A 19,243-nucleotide genomic window follows, 5' to 3' on the forward strand; every position below is an offset into this window, starting at 1 on the left:
CGGCCACCGCTCCCGCCTCCGGCCGCTGTTCTGACGTGGTGTTTTACAGTGGGCTCCACCAGTTCCGTCGGTACACCTGTGAGGTATTCGCGATCATGCCGACCGAAACGTTTGAGTTTCAGGTAGAGGCCCGCCAGCTGCTGCAGCTGATGATCCACTCGGTCTACTCGAACAAGGACGTCTTCCTGCGGGAGCTCGTCTCCAACGCCTCGGACGCGCTGGACAAGCTGCGCCTGGAGAAGCTGTGGGACGACTCGCTCGACGTCGACGTCTCCGATCTGCACATCGAGATCGACATCGACAAGGACACCCGCACCCTGACCGTGCGGGACAACGGCGTCGGGATGTCGTACGACGAGGTCGGGCGGCTCATCGGCACCATCGCCAACTCGGGCACCGCGCAGTTCCTCCAGGAACTGCGGGAGGCCAAGGACGCGGCCGGGGAGGAGGGGCTCATCGGCCAGTTCGGCGTCGGGTTCTACTCCGGCTTCATGGTGGCGGACGAGGTCACCCTGGTGACCCGCCGCGCCGGCGAGCGCCAGGGCACCCGCTGGACGTCGCGCGGCGAGGGCACGTACACGCTGGAGACGGTCGACGACGCGCCGCAGGGCACCTCGGTCATGCTCCACCTCAAGCCGGCCGACCCGGAGAACCAGCTCCACGACTACACCTCCCCGTGGAAGATCAGGGAGATCATCAAGCGGTACTCGGACTTCATCACGTGGCCCGTCAGGATGATGCCCGAGGGCTCCGCCGCGGCCGACGAGAGCGACGAGGCGCCCCGGCCCGAGACGCTCAACTCGATGAAGGCGCTGTGGGCGCGGTCGCGTGACGAGGTGTCCGACGACGAGTACCACGAGCTGTACAAGCACATCGGCCACGACTGGCGCGACCCGCTGGAGACGATCCGGCTCCAGGCGGAGGGCACCTTCGAGTACCAGGCGCTGCTGTTCCTCCCCGCTCACGCCCCCCACGACCTGTTCACGCGGGACTTCAGGCGCGGCGTGCAGCTGTACGTCAAGCGTGTGTTCATCATGGACGACTGCGAGGCACTGCTGCCGCCCTACCTCCGCTTCGTCAAGGGCGTCGTCGACGCGGCGGACCTCTCGCTCAACGTGTCCCGCGAGATCCTCCAGCAGGACCGCCACATCGAGATGATGCGGCGACGGCTCACGAAGAAGGTCCTCTCCACGGTCAAGGACATGATGACCAAGGACCCGGACCGTTACGCCACGTTCTGGCGCGAGTTCGGCGCGGTCCTGAAGGAGGGGCTGGTCACCGACTCGGAGAACCGCGACGCCATCCTCGCCGTCGCGTCGTTCGCGAGCACGCGCCACGAGACCGAGCCGACCACGCTCAAGAGTTACGTCGAGCGGATGAAGGACGGCCAGGACGACATCTACTACCTGGCCGGCGAATCCCGGCAGAGCATCGAGAACTCCCCGCACATGGAGGCGTTCCGGGACCGGGGCATCGAGGTGCTGCTGCTCACCGATCCCGTCGACGAGGTGTGGGCCGACGCCGTCGGTGAGTACGAGGGCAGGAAGCTGCGGTCCGTCGCCAAGGGCCACATCGACCTCGACGCCGAGGCCGAGGAGACCACGCAGGAGGAGCGGGAGAAGCAGACCGAGGAGTACGCCGGGCTCCTCGGCTGGATGAAGGAGCAGCTGGACGAGGACATCAAGGAGGTCCGCCTGTCCTCCCGCCTCACCGTCTCCCCGGCCTGCGTCGTCTCCGACGCGCACGACCTGACCCCGGCCCTGGAGAACATGTACCGCGCGATGGGCCAGGAGGTGCCCCGCGCCAAGCGGATCCTGGAACTCAACCCGGACCACGGGCTGGTGAAGGGCCTCAACCAGGCGTACAGGGAGCGCGAGGACCGCACGGAGCTCGCCGAGACCGCCGAGCTCCTGCACGGCCTGGCGGTGCTCGCCGAGGGCGGCCAGCCCAAGGCACCGGCCCGCTTCGTGAAGCTGATGGCGCAGCGCCTGGAAAGCGCGCTGTAACGCGGCCGCGCAGACATCGGTGGGAGGTGAGCCGTCCGCTCACCTCCCACAGCCGCGCCGCCGCTCGGCGGGGTTCTTCGGTCGTCGGTTCGCAGCCGTGCCGCTGGTGGACGCGCCGGGCGTCGCCGAGCACGTCGTTGGTCCACAGGGCGATCGGCTCGTACCCGGCCTCGCGTGCGAACTCCAGGCACTCCTCGACCGAACGGGTGCCCAGGCCCAGACCGCGGGCCCCCGGGTCGACGAGCAGCAGGGCCGGCACTCGTCCGGCAGATTGCCGGCTCCCCCAACGAGCCGGCCGGGCTGCGGCCGGCGGCACGTGACCTGTGGCGGTGGCCGTCCGACGACACACACCGCGGCCTGCTGACCCTGTGGGCCGAGAGCTACGCCCGTTCTCTCCTGGACCCCGACGACCCGTGGGCCGCCTTCACCCGCGACACGGCCGACGACCGGCCGGCGCTCTGGCCGCCCTGGAGTGACAGCGGCCCGCCGAAGGCCGCGTGCGCGGAATCCTGCACTACTGGGTCAGGACCAGCCAGCGGCGGCCGTCGATGAGTTCCCGGGCCGCGTCGAGGTGGCCGGCGTGGCACGCGGTCTCGGTGATGACGTGCAGCAGCACATCGCGCAGCGTGTGCAGGTGGGGTTCGCCGAACAGATCGCGGGGCCACCAGGCCAGAGGGGCGTCGGCAGGGGTGGTGGTGACGACGGCGTCGGCGAGCTCCGCCTCCCGCCGGTATCGGTCGAGCACCTCGGTGGCCGGTACGTCCGGAGCCACGTTCCAGGCTTCGTCGCCGCTCGTCAGGCCGAGGACGGTCGCCTCGTCTCCGGCGACGACCGCCTGGAACCAGAACCGCTCGACGTCCAGCGCGAGGTGCTGGACCAGCCCCAGGCAGTGCCAGCCGGACGGCAGCACGGGCCGTCGCAGAGCCTTCGCGTCGAGCCCGTCGAGGATGCCGAGAACGTGGCGCCGCTGCCCGTCCAACACCTTGAGAACCGCCCTGATCTCGTTGTCGGGCGTGGTCGCGTTCTGATGCGCCGTCATGATGGTCCGTAACCTCTGCTCTCTCTGATCATTTGCGCCGCCGGGTCGCAGGTCTGTTGCCGGCGACGAAGGCGAGACTCTCCGGCCCTGGGAAACTCATCGCTGGAGGGGGACCGGGGAGGGAACGGACCCACAGCGCCGTACGGAGATGGACCTGCGGATGCTCGCCTACTTCGGCGGCCGGGAGCGCGGCGTCTGCGAACTGACGGCCGCCCGGGGCGGGCTCCGCACCGTGGCGGTCCACCGCGCCGGCCGCCTGGCCGTCATCGAACTCGCCCTCGATGGATGAGGCATCGCTTCGCCGGCTCCGCCCGGCAGCCGGCCGCGTACGAGCCACGGGCTTGACCTTGACACGTTGATAAGGTGTGCCCTGGGTGCAGGAGGTGGTCCCGATCAACACGACAGACGGAACCCCGCAGAACACCCGCGTGGCTGACGCCCTGAGCGCCGCGCACTCGTCGGTCCGGCTTCAGGCGGCCCTGGCGGCCGGCTCGAACCCCGACTCCGGCTTCCTGGACAAGCTCGTCGAAAGGTGCGCGGTCGAGCCGGACTTCTACGTACGCGACATGCTCTCCTGGGCGCTGACCCGCCTCCCGTCGGAGGTCACCCTGCCCCGGATCCGCCAGGAACTCGACTCCGGGGACGCCCGGGCCCGCAGTCAGGCGCTGCACACGCTCTCCAAGATCGGTGACAGGAGCGCGTGGGCCTGGATCACGCGTGACCTGCTGCGCGACCCCGACGACGAGGTCGCGCGGACCGCGTGGCGCGTCGCGGTCGTCCTCGCGCCCGAGGACGAGAAGAAGGACCTGGCCGGCGAACTGGTCACGCAGCTGGGGCGCGGCGACCGCGATGTGCGCCTGAGCCTGAGCCGTGCCCTCGCCGACCTGGGCGAGGTGACCAAGTACGCTCTGGAGAAGGCCGCGTCCGACCCCGACCTGGCGGTGGCCGCGCACGCCCGGGCCAGCGAGCTGCTCCGGCGGAACCCGGAGACCGGGTTCGACGCGGCCGTCGACGAGGCGAAGCGACTGGTCGCCCTCGGCCCGGAACGAGCCGCCGCCGACGCCGCGAAGACCGAGGAGACCGCGGCTTGCTGATCGGCGAGGTGGCCCGTCGCTCCGGGGTGAGCACCCGGATGCTCCGGCATTACGACGCCCTCGGGCTGGTGCGGCCGACCGGTCGCACCGTCGGCGGCTACCGCGAGTACTCCGGCGAGGACGTCCGCAGGATCTTCCACGTGGAGAGCCTGCGGTCCCTCGGGCTGACGCTCAAACAGATCGGGTGCGCGCTCGAGGATCCGGCCTTTACGCCGTCCGCCCTGGTCAGCGAACTCATCCGGTGGACGGAAGACCGCTTGCGGCGGGAACGGGAACTGCTCGAACGGCTCCGCGCGATCGATGCGTCGGCGCCCGCCGGCTGGCCGGACGTCCTGCGCGTCGTCGAACTCATGCAGGGACTCGACTCGGCCAGCGCCGCGCGCAGACAACAGGCCGTCCTGGCCCGGCCGGAGGGCGTTTCGGTGCCCGCCGAGCTGCTGGCCGGGGCGGTGCTCGCCGAGCCCGATCCCAACGTCGCGGGTGCCCTGCGCTGGGCGCTCGCCCGGTCGGGCGGCGACGTCGTGGCGACACTGGCCGCCGGACTGCGCTCTCAGGACGCCGCCATCCGGCGGCGCGCGGTGCTGGCGGTCGCCGAGCTGCCCGAGGCCCCGGAGGCGACCGCGGCGCTTGTCGACGCGCTCGGGGACCCGGATGCGACCGTGCGCAGGCACGCCGCCCTGGCATCGGGCAGGCGCGGCGTCACCGCGGCCGTGCCGACCCTCGTCGGCATGGTGGTCGAGGGCGCCAACGACGTCGACGCGGCGGAGGTCCTGGGAACGCTGTCCCAGCACCCCGGGTGCGCGGACCGGATCATGTCCGCGCTGGTCGGCGAACTCGCCGCGGCCACCGCGGACTCCGCCAAGCGGATCCGCCTGACCCAGGCCCTGTTCGAGCTGCCGGGGACCACCGCGCAGGACGTCCTGCGCCGCCTGGCCGGCGACGACGACCGCGTGGTCGCCCTCGTCGCCTCGGCCCTCGTGGGAGTGCTCGACCAGCGGGCTTCCGGGGACCGGGAGACCCGTCCGGCGGCCGGGTGACCGAGCGGAGCCACCCGGACGGCGCCGGCCTCGCGGTTCAACCGGTCTTGTGGCCCCACTGCGGCCCGACCAGGGTCCATTCCCTGTCCCACTGCTGGATGCGCCGACAGTCGAGGAGTTTCCGGCCGACGCTCCCGGCGCCGAGCACCAGACCGGTCACGGCCAGGGCCGCCGAGGCCCCGAGGCATCCCGCCTCGACGGCGGCCGCGGTGACGGACGGCGGCCGGGTGCCCAGCTTCCCCCGGCCATCGATCCACACCCGGACCGCGGAGCCGCCCGTCTTCCCGCCGGCCACCAGCGTCCGGCCGGTCCGCGGGGAGCCGTCCGAAGCGGTCCAGCGGACCCGTGCCGAGGCCAGGTTCCCGCCCGTGCCCGACGTCGGGGTACGCGGGACATCGTCGAGGAGAACGGCGCGCACAGGGGTACGGTCGGCCCGCTGCCGGGCGAAGCCCTGGTCGGCCGCACGCGCCGTCACCACACCGGCCGCCGTGCCGCCCACCGCGACGAGCACCCACATGACGAGCAGCAGCCATGCCTCGAGGACGTCGTCGCGCCGCCGGACCGGGTTGCTCCGCCACCGCCACAGCGGCACCCTCGTCCGCCTGTGCCGCCTGTTCGCAGGATTGTCCTCGCGCATCTCCGCGTACCTCCTCGTCGTCATGCACACGAAGGTGACAGCAGGGGCGGTGCCGTGCCATGGGCCGGTCAGGGAGAGGCGGAGGGCCGTTCGGACCCGGCGCGTGTGCCGGGCCGGCGTGCCCTGAACGGGCCGGCCAGGGAGCCGAGGTGGTCGTGGATCTCGAACATGCCGTCCAGTCCGGCGCCCCTCAGCACTCGACGGAACTGGTCGCTCTCCGTCACGAGCCGCAGTCGGCCCCGCCGTTCCGCGACCCTGTTGCGGGCTCGGCACAGCACCCCGAGCCCGGAGCAGTCGATGAAGGACACGGCGCGCAGGTCCACCACGAGATCCGGGAGGGCGGCCGCCGTCAGATCGTCCAGGCGCGCCCGGAGGGGCAGCGCCGTGAGGATGTCGACCTCACCGTGCAGCTCCACGACGGTCGTCCCGCCGACGGTGCGTTCGGTGTGCTGGGGCGCGAACCCGCTGGGTGCTTGGACCATGCCGTCAGCCAACCCGGGCCGAGGGCCGGGGCGGAAGGGCCGCCCGGCCCCCCTTCACCGCCGGGTTTCCCCGGGCCGCTCTCCGGCCGGTGCGGGACCCGTGGCCCTCACCCGGGGCGGTGAGCGGGCCCAGCATGGACGTGATTCCCTCCCCGGCCAAAGACGGGCTGACTTCATGTACTCGAACGATGGTTTCCGCGAACTCGGCCGTCACGAGTGCCTGCGCCTGCTGGCGACGGCACCCGTCGGCCGTGTCGTCCACACGCGCCGGGCCCTGCCCGCGGTCGTGCCGGCCACCTTCGGCCTGGACGCCGACGGAGCGGTGCTGCTGCGCGCCTCGGCGGCCTCCGAGCTGGCCCGCGCGGTCGACGGAGCCGTCGTCGCCTTCGAGGCGGACGCGGTCGACGTGGACACGCGGTCCGGCTGGAGCGTCGTCGTCACCGGCCGGGCCGGGATCGTGACGGACGCGGCCGAGACCGCACGCCTCGAGCGGACCGGCCCGGACTCCTGGGCTCCCTCGCCCGATGACGTCTTCGTGCGCATCGCCCCGGAACTGGTCACCGGGCGCCAACTCGTCGCGGGCCGCACGAGGTACGGCCTGCACCTCGCACGCACCCGGCTACATCGACCGTGACCGGGAGCTGATCGTCGGCCTGCAGACCGACGCACCGCTCAAGCGGGCGATCATGCCGAACGGCGGCCTGCGCATGGTCGAGAACGGGCTGAAGGCGTCCGCCTGGACCGACTCGGCGTCCCCGTGTACATCCGCTACGTCCTCGTCCCCGGCTGGAGCGACGACCCGGTCGCGATCGACGCTCTCGGCGCGTTCCTGGCCGGGCTCCGCAACGTGGACCGGGTGGACGTGCTGCCGTTCCACACACTGGGCGCGCACAAGTACGACGCCCTCGGCATCGGCTTCCCGCTGCGCGACACGCCCGTGCCCGCCACGGAACTGGTGGACCGGGTGCGCGCACAGTTCCGCGCGCACGGGCTCAGGGCGGTGTGATCCGGCCGGCCCAGGCAGGCCGTGGGGGACAACAGGGCCGACCGGCCCTGGCACTTCGGCCCGGTTCCGGGAAAGATCTCGGTACGGAGTGCCGGTCCCGTCCCCCGCGGACATCGGCGAGAACAACGAAACCAGGGAGCGGTGTGATGGCGGACAGCGAGCAGCCCGGCGACGGCAACCAGATCCGGGTCTTCCTGCTGGACGACCACGAGGTGGTACGGCGCGGGGTGCGCGACCTGCTGAACGACGAGCCGGACATCGAGGTGATCGGCGAGGCCGGCACGGTGCAGCAGGCGCTGGTGCGGGTGCCCGCGTTGCGTCCGCAGGTGGCAGTGCTCGACGTCCGGCTGCCCGACGGCGACGGCGTGACGGTGTGCCGGGAGCTGCGCTCGCGCATGCCCGAGCTGGCCTGCCTGATGCTGACCTCCTTCGACGACGAGGAGGCACTGCTGGATTCCATCATGGCGGGCGCCTCCGGGTACGTCCTGAAGCAGATCCAGGGCTCGGACCTGGTCTCCGCCGTGCGCACCGTGGCCGGCGGCCAGTCGCTGCTCGACGCCAGCGCCACCACCAAGCTGATGGCCCGGCTTCGCGGCGGCGGGCAGGCGGAGGAGCAGCCCGACGGCCTGGAGGGCCTGACCGAGCGGGAGCGGGAGATCCTCGCCCTGATCGGCGAGGGCCTGACCAACCGTCAGATCGGCGAGCGGCTGTACCTGGCCGAGAAGACGGTGAAGAACCACATCTCCCGCCTGCTGGCCAAGCTCGGCGTCGAGCGCCGCATCCAGGCCGCGGTCATCGCCACCCAGGTCCAGGACCGGCAGCGGCAGGCAGGACAGGGAGGGCACTGACCCTGGCGGCCCGGTCCACCGCGGTCCCACCGGTCCGCCGCGGTCCCGGCCGGCCGGCAGACACCGCCTCGCCCCGCCTGGCGCTTCACGAGTGCGTCCTTTACGTCTACGAGGGCTTCGGCACCCGCGACCAGCACCCTCTGCTCGACGCGACCCCCGGGGAGCTGCGGCGCGGCGGCTTCCCGGCCGGCTCCATGGGCCCCAAGACCGAAGCGGCCGCCCGGTTCGTCGAGCACACCGGCGGTCTGGCCGCCATCGGCGCCCTGGACGCGGCCCACGAGATCGTCCACGGCAGGTCGGGCACGCTGGTCCGGCCGGAGCTCACGGTCGGCTGGCAGCGGGACAGCCACGCCGTCCCCAGCCCAACGGGCCTCGGAAGCAGGGACGTTCAGCCCAGCGGAGGGAGACCTTCGGCATCCGGCGCGGGGCCGGAGATCCGACGAGAGTAGGACGCGTCAAGACGACGACGAACCCCGCATCCTCGAAGGGATCACCACCATGGCCGTGCACGAGCACGCTCACCAGAGCCCGCGCTTCCACCTGTCCGTCGCCTTTCGCCGGCACCGGACCGCCTCCGGCTCCGAGTCCGCGGTGTCGGCACGACTCGGCACGCGGACCGCGCAGGCCTACGCCCTGGCGTCGCTGCGCATCCTGACCGGGTTCGTCTTCCTGTGGGCGTTCCTGGACAAGACCTTCGGCCTCGGCTACGCGACCGCCTCCGGCAAGGGCTGGGCCGACGGCGGGTCGCCGACGAAGGGCTTCCTCAGCTCCGTCGCCGCCGGGCCGATGCGGTCGACGTTCCACTCGTGGGCCGGAGCGACGTGGGCGGACTGGCTGTTCATGCTGGGTCTGCTGGGCATCGGAGCGGCCGTCATGGCCGGTGTGGCGCTGCGGCCGGCCGCGGTGGCGGGCACGGCGATGATGGCGCTGATGTGGCTCGCCGAATGGCCGCCGGCCAAGCACCTGTCGGACGGATCGCCCAGCATGTCGACGAATCCGTTCGCCGACTACCACGTGATCTACGCGGCCGCGCTCATCGCGGTCGCGGCGGCGGGCGCGGGCACCACCTGGGGCCTCGGCCGGCTGTGGGCCCGGCTGCCGATCGTCCGCGACCACACCTCGCTGCGCTGATCCGGCACGCGGGGCCGCCGGTCCCCGCGTGCGGGACCAGCGGCCCCTACCTCGCACAACACCCTGACACAACGCTGGAGTCGGGCCCTTGGAGGGTCCTGATTCAGGAGGTGGAGAACATGCCCCGCACCATCACCGTGGGTCTCGACGGTTCGCCCGAGAGCCGCGCCGCCGCGGAATGGGCGGCCCGCGAGGCGACGCTGCGCGGACTGCCGGTGAAACTCGTCCAGGTCTGGGAGCCGGTTCCGGAGCCCATGGCGCAGGCCCCGCTCCTCGGTGCCGAGACGCACCGGCACTGGACCGAGAAGATCCCGCGTGAGTCCGCCGAAGGCCTCCGACTGCGCCACCCCGGCGTCGAGGTGACGTACGAGCAGCTCACGGGACGGCCCGCCGAGGCCCTGGCCGACGCCGCGGAGGACGCCGACATGCTGGTTCTCGGCTCCCGTGGCCTGGGCGGGATCGGCGGTTTCCTGGTCGGCTCGGTCGGCCTCGCCGTCGTGGCGCACACCGCGCGGCCCGTCGTCCTCGTGCGCGCCGGCCGGCAGGAGGCGGACGAGCACGAGACGCACGACACGGGCGCCCCCGCCAAGGCCACGCCGTTCCGTCCCGTCGTACTCGGGCTCGCCGTCGCCGACCCCCACGAGGCGGTGCTCGGATTCGCCTTCGAGGCCGCCGCGTGCCGTTCGGTGCCCCTGCGCGTCGTGCACGGCTGGAACCCGCCGCCCTACTACACCTACGGCATGGCCCTGGAACCCGCGGTCGAGCGGGAGATGGCGAAGGGCGACGTCCTCGTCCTGAGCGAGGTGCTGCGCCCCTGGCGGCAGAAGTACCCCGACGTCGAGGTCGTCGAGCAGTCCCACTTCGGCAGCCCCTCGCTCCTCCTGATCGACGCCTCCCACGAAGCCTCCCTGGTCGTCGTCGGCCGGCGCGTCCGCCGCTCCTCCCTCGGCGCCCACATCGGCACCGTCACCCAGGCCGTCCTGCACCACGCCACCGCCCCCGTCGCCGTCGTCGCGCACGACTGACACACCCTCACGAGGAGAACCACCATGAAGGCAGCGGTCGTACGAGCCTTCGGCCGGCCCCTGGTCATCGAGGAGCGCCCCGACCCCGAGCCCGGCCCCGGCCAGGTCCGCATCCGCGTCGAGGCCTCCGGGCTGTGCCACACGGACATCCACGCCGCGCGCGGCGACTGGCCCGTCAAGCCGAACCCGCCCTTCGTCCCCGGCCACGAGGGCGTCGGCCTGGTCGACAAGCTCGGCGAGGGCGTCACCCACCTCTTGGTCGGGCAGCGGGTCGCGGTGCCCTGGCTCGGCAGGGCGTGCGGGCGGTGCGAGCACTGCCTGTCCGGCTGGGAGACGCTGTGCGAGCAGCAGATCAACACCGGGTACGGCTGTGACGGCGGACATGCCGAGCAGATGCTGGCCTGGGCCGGCTTCGCCCAGCCCGTCCCCGACGGCGTCACCCCGTTCGACGCGGCCCCCCTGACCTGCGCGGGCGTCACCACGTACAAGGCCCTCAAGGTCGCCGACGTCCGGCCCGCCCAACTCGTCGCGATTTCCGGAGTCGGCGGGCTCGGCCACCTCGCCGTGCAGTACGCCAAGATCGCCGGGGCCACCGTCGCCGCGATCGACGTCACCGACGACAAGCTCGAACTCGCCGCCGAACTCGGCGCCGACATCGTCATCGACGCCCGCAAGCAGGACGTCGGCGAGGAGCTGAAGAAGCACGGCGGCGCCCACGCGGCGATCGCCCTCGCGGTGCAGCCCGCCGCGTTCGAGGCCGTCAACTCCGGTCTGCGGCGAGGCGGAAAGCTCGTCATGGTGGCCCTGCCCGCGCACGGCACGATCCAGGTGCCGATCTTCGACACCGTCCTGAACGGCACCTCGGTGACCGGCTCCATCGTCGGTACGCGACAGGATCTCGCCGAGGTCTTCCGGCTCCACGCGGCCGGCCGCACCAAGGTGATCTACGAGACCCGTCCGCTCGCCTCCGTCAACGAGTCCATCGACGCGGTCCTGCGCGGTGAGATCAGGGCCCGGATCGTCTTCGACCTGGGCGCGCACCGGTGAGCACCATGGAACTCCCCCTCGTCGTCGGCGTCGACGGGTCCGAGCCGAGCCTGCACGCCGTCGACTGGGCGGCCGACGAGGCGGCTCTGCGCGGTCTTCCGCTGCGGCTGGTGTACGCGGCGCTGTGGGAACGGTACGAAGGCACCTCGCTCGCGCAGGAGATCGGCCGGCCCTCCGAACGGGTGACGGCCGAGGACATCGTCGACGCCGCCGCGTGCCGGGCACACGGCCGGCGGCCCGAGGTGAAGCAACCCGAGCTGCTGGACGGCCTGTTCAACCGTGGGAACCAGGCCAGCGGCGAACAGCGCCGGGCCCTGGCCGGATCCATCGCCGGCTTCGCCCGGACGCTGCTGGCCGACCCCGACGCCCGCCCGGACGCCCTCCTCGCCCGGATCGCCCACAAGCACGCCGCTCTCGGTGTCACCGAGGACCAGTACTCGATCGTCCACACGTACCTCTTCCGGGCCATCGCCGACGTGCTCGGCGAGGCGGTGACCCCGGAGGTGGCCGCCGCATGGGACGAGGTGTACTGGCTGATGGCCGGCGCCCTCATCGCCCAGCAGGCACAGGTCGACCCGCGCAAGCCGTGGCGCCGGTGGACCGTCGTGGAGCGACGCGAGGAGACCCCGGACGTGGCGTCCTTCCTGCTGCGGCCGGCCGACGACGGCCCTCTGCCGCCGGCCCGCGCCGGCCAGTACGTCAGCGTCCGGGTCCTCATGGCGGACGGCATCCACCAGACCCGCCAGTACCGCCTGTCCAACGCGCCCGACGACCGCCTGCGCCGTATCACGGCCGGCAGGAGAGGCCCGGCGGGCTGCGTGTGCAGTTGCTGGCCCTGACGGACGAAGCCACCCAGGTCCTCGGCTTCGCCCCGGCGCTGCGGATGACCGGCCTGCTGGACACCGGCGTACCCGACACCCACGCCGGCCACCTCCTGGCCGTGCTGCGCGAAGCGCTGTCCAACACCGCCCGGCACGCCGGAGCCGCGACGGTGGAGGTCACCGCCGAAGCCTCCGGCCGGACCCTGCGGCTCACCGTCGCCGACGACGGACGCGGCATCGACCCTGCCGCCACCCGTCGCAGCGGGTTGGCGAACCTGCGCAGCCGTGCCCACGAGCTCGGCGGCACCTTCCTCGTCGCCCGTCGTGATCCGTGCGGCACGCTTCTCGAGTGGACGGTTCCCCTGCCCCCCGAGGGAGCAGCCGCCGAACGGGACGCGGCCGACGTCAGGCTTTGACGGCGGTCAGCAGTACGGCGGCGTCCTGCAGGGCCTCCAGTCCGTGGCGGGCGGGCGGCACGACGAGCAGGTCCCCGGCCGCGCCCTCCCACACGTTGCCGCCGCTGTGCAGTCGCACGCGACCCCGCAGGACCAGCACCGTCGCCTCGCCGGGGTTCTCGTGTTCGGCGAGGACCGTACCGGCGCGCAGCGCGACAAGGGTCTGCCGCAGGACGTGTTCGTGACCGCCGTGGACGGTCTGGGCGCTGCGGCCCGTCGTGGCGGCGGTGGCCCGCTCCAGGTGTTCGTCGACAAGAGCGTCCAAGGAGAACTTCCGCATGGCGATGGGGTGCCCTTTCTGTAGGAAGAGGCGACACCGTCACAGGTACCACAGCGGGAGGCTCCACACCTGCGACCAGCGGGCCGCGTGCTCGAACGGCGAGGACGGCTCTGCCACCGCGCCCGCGGTGCCGTGCCCCTGCCGGAATGCGGCCCGGTGCGGATCGTCCACGACGTCCGGGCGAACCGGAAGCTGATCGTCGAGAACTTCGTGGAGTACTGCCACTGCGTCACCGTCCATCCCGAACTGACCGAAGTCCCGCCGGAGTTCGCGGACCGTCACGCCGCGCAGTACTGCGTCGGACACGTGGCGCGGTTCGGGGCGGAGGCGGAGGGCTCGACCATGTGATCTGCCATCTGATGTACCCGACGGCGCACGACCGCACGGTGGAACTCTTCCACCGCGTCAACCAGCAGGACTTCGACGCCCGTGAGCGCACCTGGCCGGGGACGAGCTCGCGGGACCGCGCCGAGGGAGGCGTCCTGGTGCAGGCTCGGCGTACGGCCCGCCCGCTGACCGGACGAGACGACGCCGACCCCCGCGTCTGCTCACCCCCGGTCCGTCACGTGCCGGGGACTGCACCGGGCCGCGTGGCGGTGGGTGCGTGGCGAGCCAGCTCGGCGGCCAGCCGGCTCATGACGGTGCGGTTGGCGCGCCGTATCGTGACGCGGACGACGGGCGCCAGCAGGCGGTCGGCGAGAGGCGCGCGCACCCAGGCGTAGGTGAACGAGACGCGGCTCCCGCCGGCTCGCAGCGGTTCGATGGTGTAGGTGCCGTGGGCCAGGCGCCGGCCAGCCGCGCTGACGTTGCGTTCGACGATGAGCCGTGGCGCGTCGGTCTCGACGACCTCGACGGTGACCTCGGTCCTGGTGCCGCCCAGCGTGACGGTGACCGTGGCGCGGGATCCTGTGCCGCTGCGCGGGCCGCTGTAGCGCCAGTCGGTCAGATAGTGGTTGGTGAACCGCTCGTGATGAGCCATGACGTCGAGGAAGTCGTAGACCTGCTCGGGCGTCTGGGGAACGTCGACGGACACGGTGACAGGCTTCATGTACCACACGGTACACAGGCCGTGTACCAATTGGTACACTCGCGACGTGGTGAACCGAGGCGAATCCCAACCCGAGGGCGCGGCCGTGCACGCCAGGGACGGGGACCGGCGCGCACAACTGGTGGACGCCGCCGTCGACCACGTGGCGGCGCACGGCATCGCGGACCTCAGCCTGCGCCGCCTGGGAGCCGCGATCGGCGTCAGCCACCGCATGCTGATCCACTACTTCGGCTCCAGGGAACAGTTGCTCGTCGAGATCGTCCGGACGTCGGAGCGGCGCCGGCGTGATCTGCTGTCCCGGCTTCGCGCGGAGCCCGGTCTCTCGCCCGCGGACGCCGCGCGACTGCTGTGGCGGCAGCTCACGGATCCCGCTCTCGCCGGTCAGGAGCGGCTCTTCTTCGAGATCTGCGGGCACGCGCTGCGCGGCCGCCCCGAGGCCCTCCCCGTCCTCGAAGGGCTCGTGGCGGACTGGCTGGAACCGCTCGCGGCCGCCGAGGTCGCCGCGGGGGCGGACCCCGCCGCGGCCCGGAACCGCGCGAGACTGGGGCTGGCCACCGTCCGCGGTCTGCTGCTCGACCTGCTCGCCACCGGTGACCGCGCCGGCGTCGACGCGGCGATGGAGGAGTTCCTCCGGCTGTACTACGGCTCGCAGTGACAGAGCCGGCCCCGCGAGGCTGGCGCTCACGCAAGCTCGCTCGGGCTCCGGGCGGCGCGCTCCCGGGAAGCCTCGATCTCCGCGTAGGCCGCCTCCCGGCCCTCCCAGTGCGATCCCTCCACGCTCTTGCCGGGCTCCAGATCCTTGTACACCTCGAAGAAGTGCGTGATCTCCAGCCGGTCGAACTCCGGGACATCGCCGATGTCCTGCAGGTCCGCGTACCGAGGGTCATGCGAGGGCACGCACAGCACCTTCTGGTCGGGCCCGTGCTCGTCCCGCATGCAGAACATGCCGACCGCCCTGCATTCGACGGTGCAGCCCGGGAAGGTGGGGTCACCGGTCACGACCAGCGCGTCGAGAGGATCACCGTCCTCGCCGAGAGTGCCGTCGATGTAGCCGTAGTCGGCCGGGTACTGCGTGGACGTGAACAGCATCCGGTCCAGCCGGATCCGGTGCAGCCGGTGATCCATCTCGTACTTGTTCCTCGACCCCTGCGGGATCTCCACGGTCACGATGAACTCCACGACGTCCTCCTCGCCTCGTACCGGGCTTCCGCCCGAGTTCCCCTGTACCTCGACGGGGTACCCGTTCCCAAGAGGACGCGCGTGGTCCCCGGTTTTTCGGGAGAGGGACTCGCCGTGTCCACGTCCCCACCGACCCGCCCGCGAATCCGGGTGCTTGTCGACGGCCGAGCCTGGGCACTCGGACGGCGCCGGACCGCCGTGCGGACCCCAGGTCAGCGCGGCCGCAGCCGCCGACTACGGACAGGGAGACGCCGTGGCGCCACGTATCGGGGCAGAAGAGGAGTTCCACGTACTGGACGCCGGACGCAGGCGGCTCGTCCCACGCGCCGGCGAACTGCTCGACCGGCTGGACAGACCCGGTTTCACCAGCGAGCTGCAGCAGTCGGCCGTGGAGAGCAACAGCCGGGTGCACGGGACACTCGACGGCTTGTACGCGGATCTTGCCGCGACCCGACGGCGGCTCGACGCGGCGGCCGCCGGTCTGGGGCTCGGGGTGGCCGCCGCCGGCACCGTCCCGCTGGCCCGCGTCCGCTCCCGGAACGTGACCGCCGACCCCCGCTACCGGCGCATGGCCGACGACTACCGCCTGGTCGCCGACGAACAGCTCATCTGCAGCGCGCAGATCCACGTCGACGTGCCCGACCGCGACACCGGCGTTCGCGCGATGTGCCTGGTCTCGCCCTGGTTGCCGCCGCTGCTGGCCCTCTCGGCCAGCTCACCGTTCTGGCTCGGGGCCGACACGGGCTACGCCAGCTGGCGGACCATGCTGTGGCAGCGCTGGCCGACCGCCGGGCCGGCCGGATGTCACGCGGACGCCGCGGAATACGACGCGGCCCTGGCGGAACTGATCCGCTCCGGAGTCATCAGCGACCCCGGCATGGTCTACCACGATGTACGTCCCTCGGCCCACCAGCGCACGCTTGAACTGCGCATCTGTGACGCCTGCCCGCGCGTGGAGACCGTGGTACTGGTCGCGGGCCTCTTCCGCGCCCTGGTGCGCGACGCCTGCGAGCGCCTTACGGGCCGCGACGGCCCGGCCCACGACCACCGTCACGACCGGCGCGACTGGCTGCGGGCCGCCACCTGGCGCGCCGCACGATCCGGCCTGGAAGGACACCTGGTCGACCCGGTCGCACGGTGCCCGGCACCTGCCCCGGTGGTACTGACCGGCATGCTGGGCGGGCTGCGCCCGGCTCTCGAGGCGTCGGGCGACTGGGAGACCGTGCACGGACTCCTTGAGGACGCACTCCTCGAGGGCAGCGCGGCGCGCCGGCTGCGGCGGGCCGCCCGGGCCGGGGGCCTGTCCGCCGGGACCGACCTGCTGGTGGCCGAGACCCGCGGGGAACGACCGGCACGGCAAGCCGTCATCCGCCCCCTTCGCCCCGCCGGTCCCGGCGGGGCGGCCCCCTCGGACCCGCACACCGGCAGGCCCGCGGCCCGGAGCCTGAGCGCCTGACCCGCCGGTGCCCCCCGTACTCGCCGTTCCCGCACCCATGACCGCACACCGGCCCGCCGGCCGGCCCCGCGCTCCGGCGCCCGCTGTGCGGTCCGAACCAAGGAGAGCCGGACCTCATGCTCAGCAAACCCCGTCCCTCGACCCCCCACCGCCCGGGCGCGGCGCATGCCGCACGGGCCGACTCGCCCCGCCCACGACTCGTGCCCCGGAGCCGGACGGCACGGCCCGGCCGGCCGGGGCGGCGGGGAAGGGGGTCCGTCTGATGTGCGGGCTCAGTGGCGAGATCAGGTTCGACGGCGAGCCGGCCGACGCGGCGGCGGTGGAACGGATGACCGACCGGCTGGCGCCCCGCGGTCCGGACGGCCGCGGCCTGTGGTCACAAGGACCGGTGGCCCTCGGCCACCGCCGGCTGAAGATCATCGACCTGTCCAGGTACAGCGGCAAGAATCAGCATCCCTGCAGGTCAACTACCGATCGTTTTGAAGTCTGGGGCCCTCGGGTCGCATCCGGGTCGGAATCCGCACCCTTTCAGGCTGTTGAGCGTGTCGCCGCTGGTCAGGGTGGTGTGAGGCCACGTGCTGGTTCGCCTCGTGTATGGGGGCGGCGCGACGAGCAGTCGGACCGATGAGCCGCTGAAGAGGCGCTGAGTGGCTGTGGCCGGCTGCCAGAGCAGGGGGGCTCACCAGCGGATTCTTCGCCGGTGGTGGTGCACGCCTTTCGTGATCATGTCCTGCGGAAATGTCTTCAGGCGGGACGGCTGATGCGCGACGGGCCGGGAATGGCGGTTCCTGGCCGAGACCGACCTGCCGGGCGGCGGGGGCCATGCAGGAGACGGGTGGTAGGCGGGTGACGTGGCCGACGCCCCGCCGCCTCGCGCGGCAGCCGACGCTGTCGCACCATCCGGTACGCCCCGGAGCCGCCATTCCTCGGCGCCGACATCAGCACCGCCTCGGTCGGCTCGCCGTCACCAGCGCCGAACTGGAAATCTCGGTACCTCAACGATTTCATGGACGTCCACGAGGGCCCTTGAACGGTGCTCAAGTACGGCCCTGCCCATGGCGCGTGTTCAACGACACTCAAGATGCCTACGTGGGCGGTGAGTCGAAGGCATGCTGTGCGCCGACGGTTTCGACTGCGTGCCCGTGAGTTCTGGATGTTCCTCGGCGGCGACACCTTGCCGATGAGGAGCGCATGCGAAGGCCCTCCCGAAGATCTCTTGGCCGAGTCCGGGAGGGCCGTGACGCGCTTGGAGGCGCCGGTGCTCACGGTAGAGGCGGACGTGGTCAGGGCCGAGACCAGGTTGCCGGCGGGTGAGATCGAGTGTCCGGATTGCGGGGGTTTGCTGGCCCCGTGGGGCTGGGCGAGGCATCGCGTCCTACGGGGGGCGCCAACGAGTTGGTGCGGCTGCGGCCCCGGCGGGCCCGCTGCGGGGGCTGCGGGGGTTCGCATGTGCTCCTTCCTGTGTTCATGCTGGTCAGGCGGGTGGATCTGGCGGACGTGATAGGTGCCGCGCTGGCCTGGAAGGCGTCCGGGGCGGGTGCGAGGACGATCGCTGGTCGGTTGGGACGGCCGGTGGACACGGTGCGGGGCTGGCTGCGCCGGTTCGAACACAGGGCTGAGCGCGTCCGCGTGTACTTCACGGTGCTGCTCGTGGATACCGGCATCGATCCCGTCCCGCCCGCGACGACGGCGACGCCGTTCGCGGCCGCGGTCTCCGCGGTGGTCGGAGCCTGGCGGTCGGCCGTCTCGCGCTGGCCGGACGTCGGCAAGGTGTCGCCCTGGCAGGCGGCTGCGGCAGCGAGTGGTGGGCGGTTGCTGTCGCCTGCCTGGCCTTGACCGCCGATCAACACCGACCGCCTCTGATCTTCACCGGCTTGTTCCTGACAGCCTCGGCGGGCCCATGCCTGTGACGAGTTGTCAGAAAGGTGGAGATATCGCAGCCCAACGACGAGGAGGCCCGCACCGAGCGGGCCAGACGCATCGGCCTGTTCCGCTACATGCTCATCCGCGAGGCCGCAGATCCCAGCCTGACCGGGCGCCAGCGCGGCGCCCTGGTGCGAAGGCTGGCCCAGCAGGAGCACATCGACGCCGACGGCCGGCCCATACGGATCAGCCGGTGGACGCGCTGGACCGCTGGATCCTGGAGTGGCGCCAGGGCGGCTTCGACGCGCTCGTGCCAAGTCCGCGCCAGTCCCAGCCGCGGACTCCGCCCGAGGTGGTCGAGCTGGCCATGGCGTTGAAGAAGGAGAACCCGGACCGCACGGCGGCGCAGGTCAGACGGATTCTGCGGGCCCAGCTGGGGTGGGCGCCGGACGAGCGCACGCTGCAGCGGATGTTCCACAAGACCGGTCTGGTCGCGCTCAGGTCTGTGAAGCAGAACGACACGTTGGGCCGGTTCGAGGCGGACCGGCCCAACGAGCTCTGGGTCGGTGATGCCTTGCACGGGCCGCGGATCGACGGCCGCAAGACGTACTTGTCCGCCTTCCTGGACGATCATTCGCGGGCGGTGGTCGGCCACCGCTGGGGCTTCGCGGAGGACACCGTCCGCCTGGCGGCGGCCCTGCGTTCCGCGCTAGCTGTTCTGTCCCGGGAGGTTGTGGACGGGTGAGGCAGGTCTCGGCTGAGGGATCTTGAACAGGTGAGGGCCTTCCG

At 72.1% G+C, this 19,243-nt stretch carries 20 protein-coding genes and 7 pseudogenes; 20 read left to right on the top strand and 7 right to left on the bottom strand.

The window, feature by feature from the left end:
* Nucleotides 1-95 precede the first annotated feature (95 nt).
* Nucleotides 96-2,006 (top strand): molecular chaperone HtpG, encoded by a 1,911-nt coding sequence (gene htpG, locus ABZX30_RS10810; protein WP_355931498.1) that lies wholly within the window; start codon nt 96-98, stop codon nt 2,004-2,006.
* 106 nt (nt 2,007-2,112) lie between these two features.
* Here the strand turns inward: htpG and ABZX30_RS10815 are convergent.
* Nucleotides 2,113-2,355, bottom strand: a pseudogene (locus tag ABZX30_RS10815) (GNAT family N-acetyltransferase); the annotation flags it as partial.
* Nucleotides 2,356-2,520: 165 nt separating this feature from the next.
* Nucleotides 2,521-3,045, bottom strand: coding sequence for a DinB family protein (locus ABZX30_RS10820; protein ID WP_355931500.1), 525 nt, complete (start codon nt 3,043-3,045; stop codon nt 2,521-2,523).
* Between the two features lie 148 nt (nt 3,046-3,193).
* Between ABZX30_RS10820 and ABZX30_RS10825 the strand changes: the two genes are divergently transcribed.
* From ABZX30_RS10825 to ABZX30_RS10835, 3 genes are all read left to right on the top strand, one after another.
* A complete protein-coding gene (locus ABZX30_RS10825) occupies nt 3,194-3,334 on the top strand; it encodes a hypothetical protein (RefSeq protein WP_355931503.1) in 141 nt (46 codons plus the stop codon).
* Between the two features lie 139 nt (nt 3,335-3,473).
* Nucleotides 3,474-4,139 carry a HEAT repeat domain-containing protein gene (locus tag ABZX30_RS10830; protein ID WP_355931505.1) on the top strand — a complete coding sequence of 222 codons (666 nt, stop codon included), beginning with the start codon at nt 3,474-3,476 and terminating at the stop codon, nt 4,137-4,139.
* Nucleotides 4,133-5,176, top strand: a complete 1,044-nt coding sequence (locus tag ABZX30_RS10835) for a HEAT repeat domain-containing protein (RefSeq protein ID WP_355931507.1) — start codon at nt 4,133-4,135, stop codon at nt 5,174-5,176. The genes ABZX30_RS10830 and ABZX30_RS10835 overlap by 7 nt, the downstream gene beginning before the upstream one ends.
* A 37-nt stretch (nt 5,177-5,213) precedes the next feature.
* Here ABZX30_RS10835 and ABZX30_RS10840 read toward each other — a convergent pair whose 3' ends face one another.
* Nucleotides 5,214-5,837, bottom strand: a complete 624-nt coding sequence (locus tag ABZX30_RS10840) for a hypothetical protein (RefSeq protein WP_355931509.1) — start codon at nt 5,835-5,837, stop codon at nt 5,214-5,216.
* A gap of 44 nt (nt 5,838-5,881) precedes the next feature.
* On the bottom strand, nt 5,882-6,295 hold the full coding sequence (locus ABZX30_RS10845; protein ID WP_355931512.1) for an STAS domain-containing protein: 414 nt from the start codon (nt 6,293-6,295) through the stop codon (nt 5,882-5,884).
* A 175-nt stretch (nt 6,296-6,470) separates the two neighbouring features.
* On the opposite strand from ABZX30_RS10845, the gene ABZX30_RS10850 reads away from it, so the two are divergent.
* From ABZX30_RS10850 to ABZX30_RS10900, 11 genes and pseudogenes are all read left to right on the top strand, one after another.
* Nucleotides 6,471-6,929, top strand: coding sequence for a pyridoxamine 5'-phosphate oxidase family protein (locus ABZX30_RS10850; RefSeq protein WP_355931515.1), 459 nt, complete (start codon nt 6,471-6,473; stop codon nt 6,927-6,929).
* Nucleotides 6,898-7,026, top strand: a pseudogene (locus ABZX30_RS10855) (pyruvate formate lyase family protein); the annotation flags it as partial. The gene ABZX30_RS10850 and the pseudogene ABZX30_RS10855, both read left to right, overlap by 32 nt.
* Nucleotides 7,027-7,028: 2 nt before the next feature.
* Nucleotides 7,029-7,301: pseudogene (locus ABZX30_RS10860) on the top strand (pyruvate formate-lyase 1-activating enzyme); the annotation flags it as partial.
* Nucleotides 7,302-7,447: 146 nt separating this feature from the next.
* Complete coding sequence (locus ABZX30_RS10865; RefSeq protein WP_355931517.1) at nt 7,448-8,149, top strand: response regulator transcription factor; 702 nt, start codon at nt 7,448-7,450, stop codon at nt 8,147-8,149.
* Nucleotides 8,150-8,253: 104 nt separating this feature from the next.
* Nucleotides 8,254-8,481: pseudogene (locus ABZX30_RS10870) on the top strand (carbamate kinase); the annotation flags it as partial.
* A gap of 166 nt (nt 8,482-8,647) precedes the next feature.
* Nucleotides 8,648-9,280: a hypothetical protein gene (locus ABZX30_RS10875; RefSeq protein ID WP_355931520.1), complete on the top strand. Its 633-nt coding sequence runs from the start codon at nt 8,648-8,650 to the stop codon at nt 9,278-9,280.
* 119 nt (nt 9,281-9,399) lie between these two features.
* Nucleotides 9,400-10,305 (top strand): universal stress protein, encoded by a 906-nt coding sequence (locus ABZX30_RS10880; RefSeq protein WP_355931523.1) that lies wholly within the window; start codon nt 9,400-9,402, stop codon nt 10,303-10,305.
* 24 nt (nt 10,306-10,329) lie between these two features.
* Nucleotides 10,330-11,352, top strand: a complete 1,023-nt coding sequence (locus ABZX30_RS10885; protein WP_355931525.1) for a zinc-dependent alcohol dehydrogenase — start codon at nt 10,330-10,332, stop codon at nt 11,350-11,352.
* A 5-nt stretch (nt 11,353-11,357) separates the two neighbouring features.
* Nucleotides 11,358-11,576 (top strand): annotated as a pseudogene (locus tag ABZX30_RS10890) (universal stress protein); the annotation flags it as partial.
* 24 nt (nt 11,577-11,600) lie between these two features.
* A pseudogene (locus ABZX30_RS10895) lies at nt 11,601-12,143 on the top strand (globin domain-containing protein); the annotation flags it as partial.
* Nucleotides 12,144-12,172: 29 nt separating this feature from the next.
* Nucleotides 12,173-12,589, top strand: coding sequence for an ATP-binding protein (locus ABZX30_RS10900; protein ID WP_355931528.1), 417 nt, complete (start codon nt 12,173-12,175; stop codon nt 12,587-12,589).
* Here ABZX30_RS10900 and ABZX30_RS10905 read toward each other — a convergent pair.
* The gene (locus tag ABZX30_RS10905; RefSeq protein ID WP_355931530.1) at nt 12,579-12,908 is read right to left on the bottom strand and encodes a cupin domain-containing protein; all 330 of its coding nucleotides are present in this window, start codon (nt 12,906-12,908) and stop codon (nt 12,579-12,581) included. The genes ABZX30_RS10900 and ABZX30_RS10905 overlap by 11 nt on opposite strands.
* Nucleotides 12,909-13,067: 159 nt before the next feature.
* Here ABZX30_RS10905 and ABZX30_RS10910 point away from each other — a divergent pair.
* Nucleotides 13,068-13,402, top strand: a pseudogene (locus ABZX30_RS10910) (SRPBCC family protein); the annotation flags it as partial.
* 68 nt (nt 13,403-13,470) lie between these two features.
* Here the strand turns inward: ABZX30_RS10910 and ABZX30_RS10915 are convergent.
* On the bottom strand, nt 13,471-13,956 hold the full coding sequence (locus tag ABZX30_RS10915; RefSeq protein WP_355931532.1) for an SRPBCC family protein: 486 nt from the start codon (nt 13,954-13,956) through the stop codon (nt 13,471-13,473).
* A 46-nt stretch (nt 13,957-14,002) separates the two neighbouring features.
* Here ABZX30_RS10915 and ABZX30_RS10920 point away from each other — a divergent pair, with 46 nt between their 5' ends.
* The gene (locus ABZX30_RS10920) at nt 14,003-14,611 is read left to right on the top strand and encodes a TetR/AcrR family transcriptional regulator (RefSeq protein WP_355931534.1); all 609 of its coding nucleotides are present in this window, start codon (nt 14,003-14,005) and stop codon (nt 14,609-14,611) included.
* 26 nt (nt 14,612-14,637) lie between these two features.
* Here ABZX30_RS10920 and ABZX30_RS10925 read toward each other — a convergent pair whose 3' ends face one another.
* Nucleotides 14,638-15,135 (bottom strand): inorganic diphosphatase, encoded by a 498-nt coding sequence (locus ABZX30_RS10925; protein ID WP_355931537.1) that lies wholly within the window; start codon nt 15,133-15,135, stop codon nt 14,638-14,640.
* A gap of 253 nt (nt 15,136-15,388) precedes the next feature.
* Here ABZX30_RS10925 and ABZX30_RS10930 point away from each other — a divergent pair, with 253 nt between their 5' ends.
* The 3 genes from ABZX30_RS10930 to ABZX30_RS10940 all read left to right on the top strand — a co-directional run bounded on the left by ABZX30_RS10930 (nt 15,389) and on the right by ABZX30_RS10940 (nt 19,199).
* Nucleotides 15,389-16,591 (top strand): YbdK family carboxylate-amine ligase, encoded by a 1,203-nt coding sequence (locus tag ABZX30_RS10930; protein WP_355931539.1) that lies wholly within the window; start codon nt 15,389-15,391, stop codon nt 16,589-16,591.
* 1,461 nt (nt 16,592-18,052) lie between these two features.
* A complete protein-coding gene (locus ABZX30_RS10935) occupies nt 18,053-18,427 on the top strand; it encodes a hypothetical protein (RefSeq protein ID WP_355931540.1) in 375 nt (124 codons plus the stop codon).
* 280 nt (nt 18,428-18,707) lie between these two features.
* Nucleotides 18,708-19,199: a DDE-type integrase/transposase/recombinase gene (locus ABZX30_RS10940; RefSeq protein ID WP_355931543.1), complete on the top strand. Its 492-nt coding sequence runs from the start codon at nt 18,708-18,710 to the stop codon at nt 19,197-19,199.
* Nucleotides 19,200-19,243 lie beyond the last annotated feature (44 nt).

Origin of the sequence: Streptomyces sp. NPDC004542 (assembly GCF_040610035.1) — a bacterium.
Taxonomy (GTDB): Bacteria; Actinomycetota; Actinomycetes; order Streptomycetales; family Streptomycetaceae; genus Streptomyces.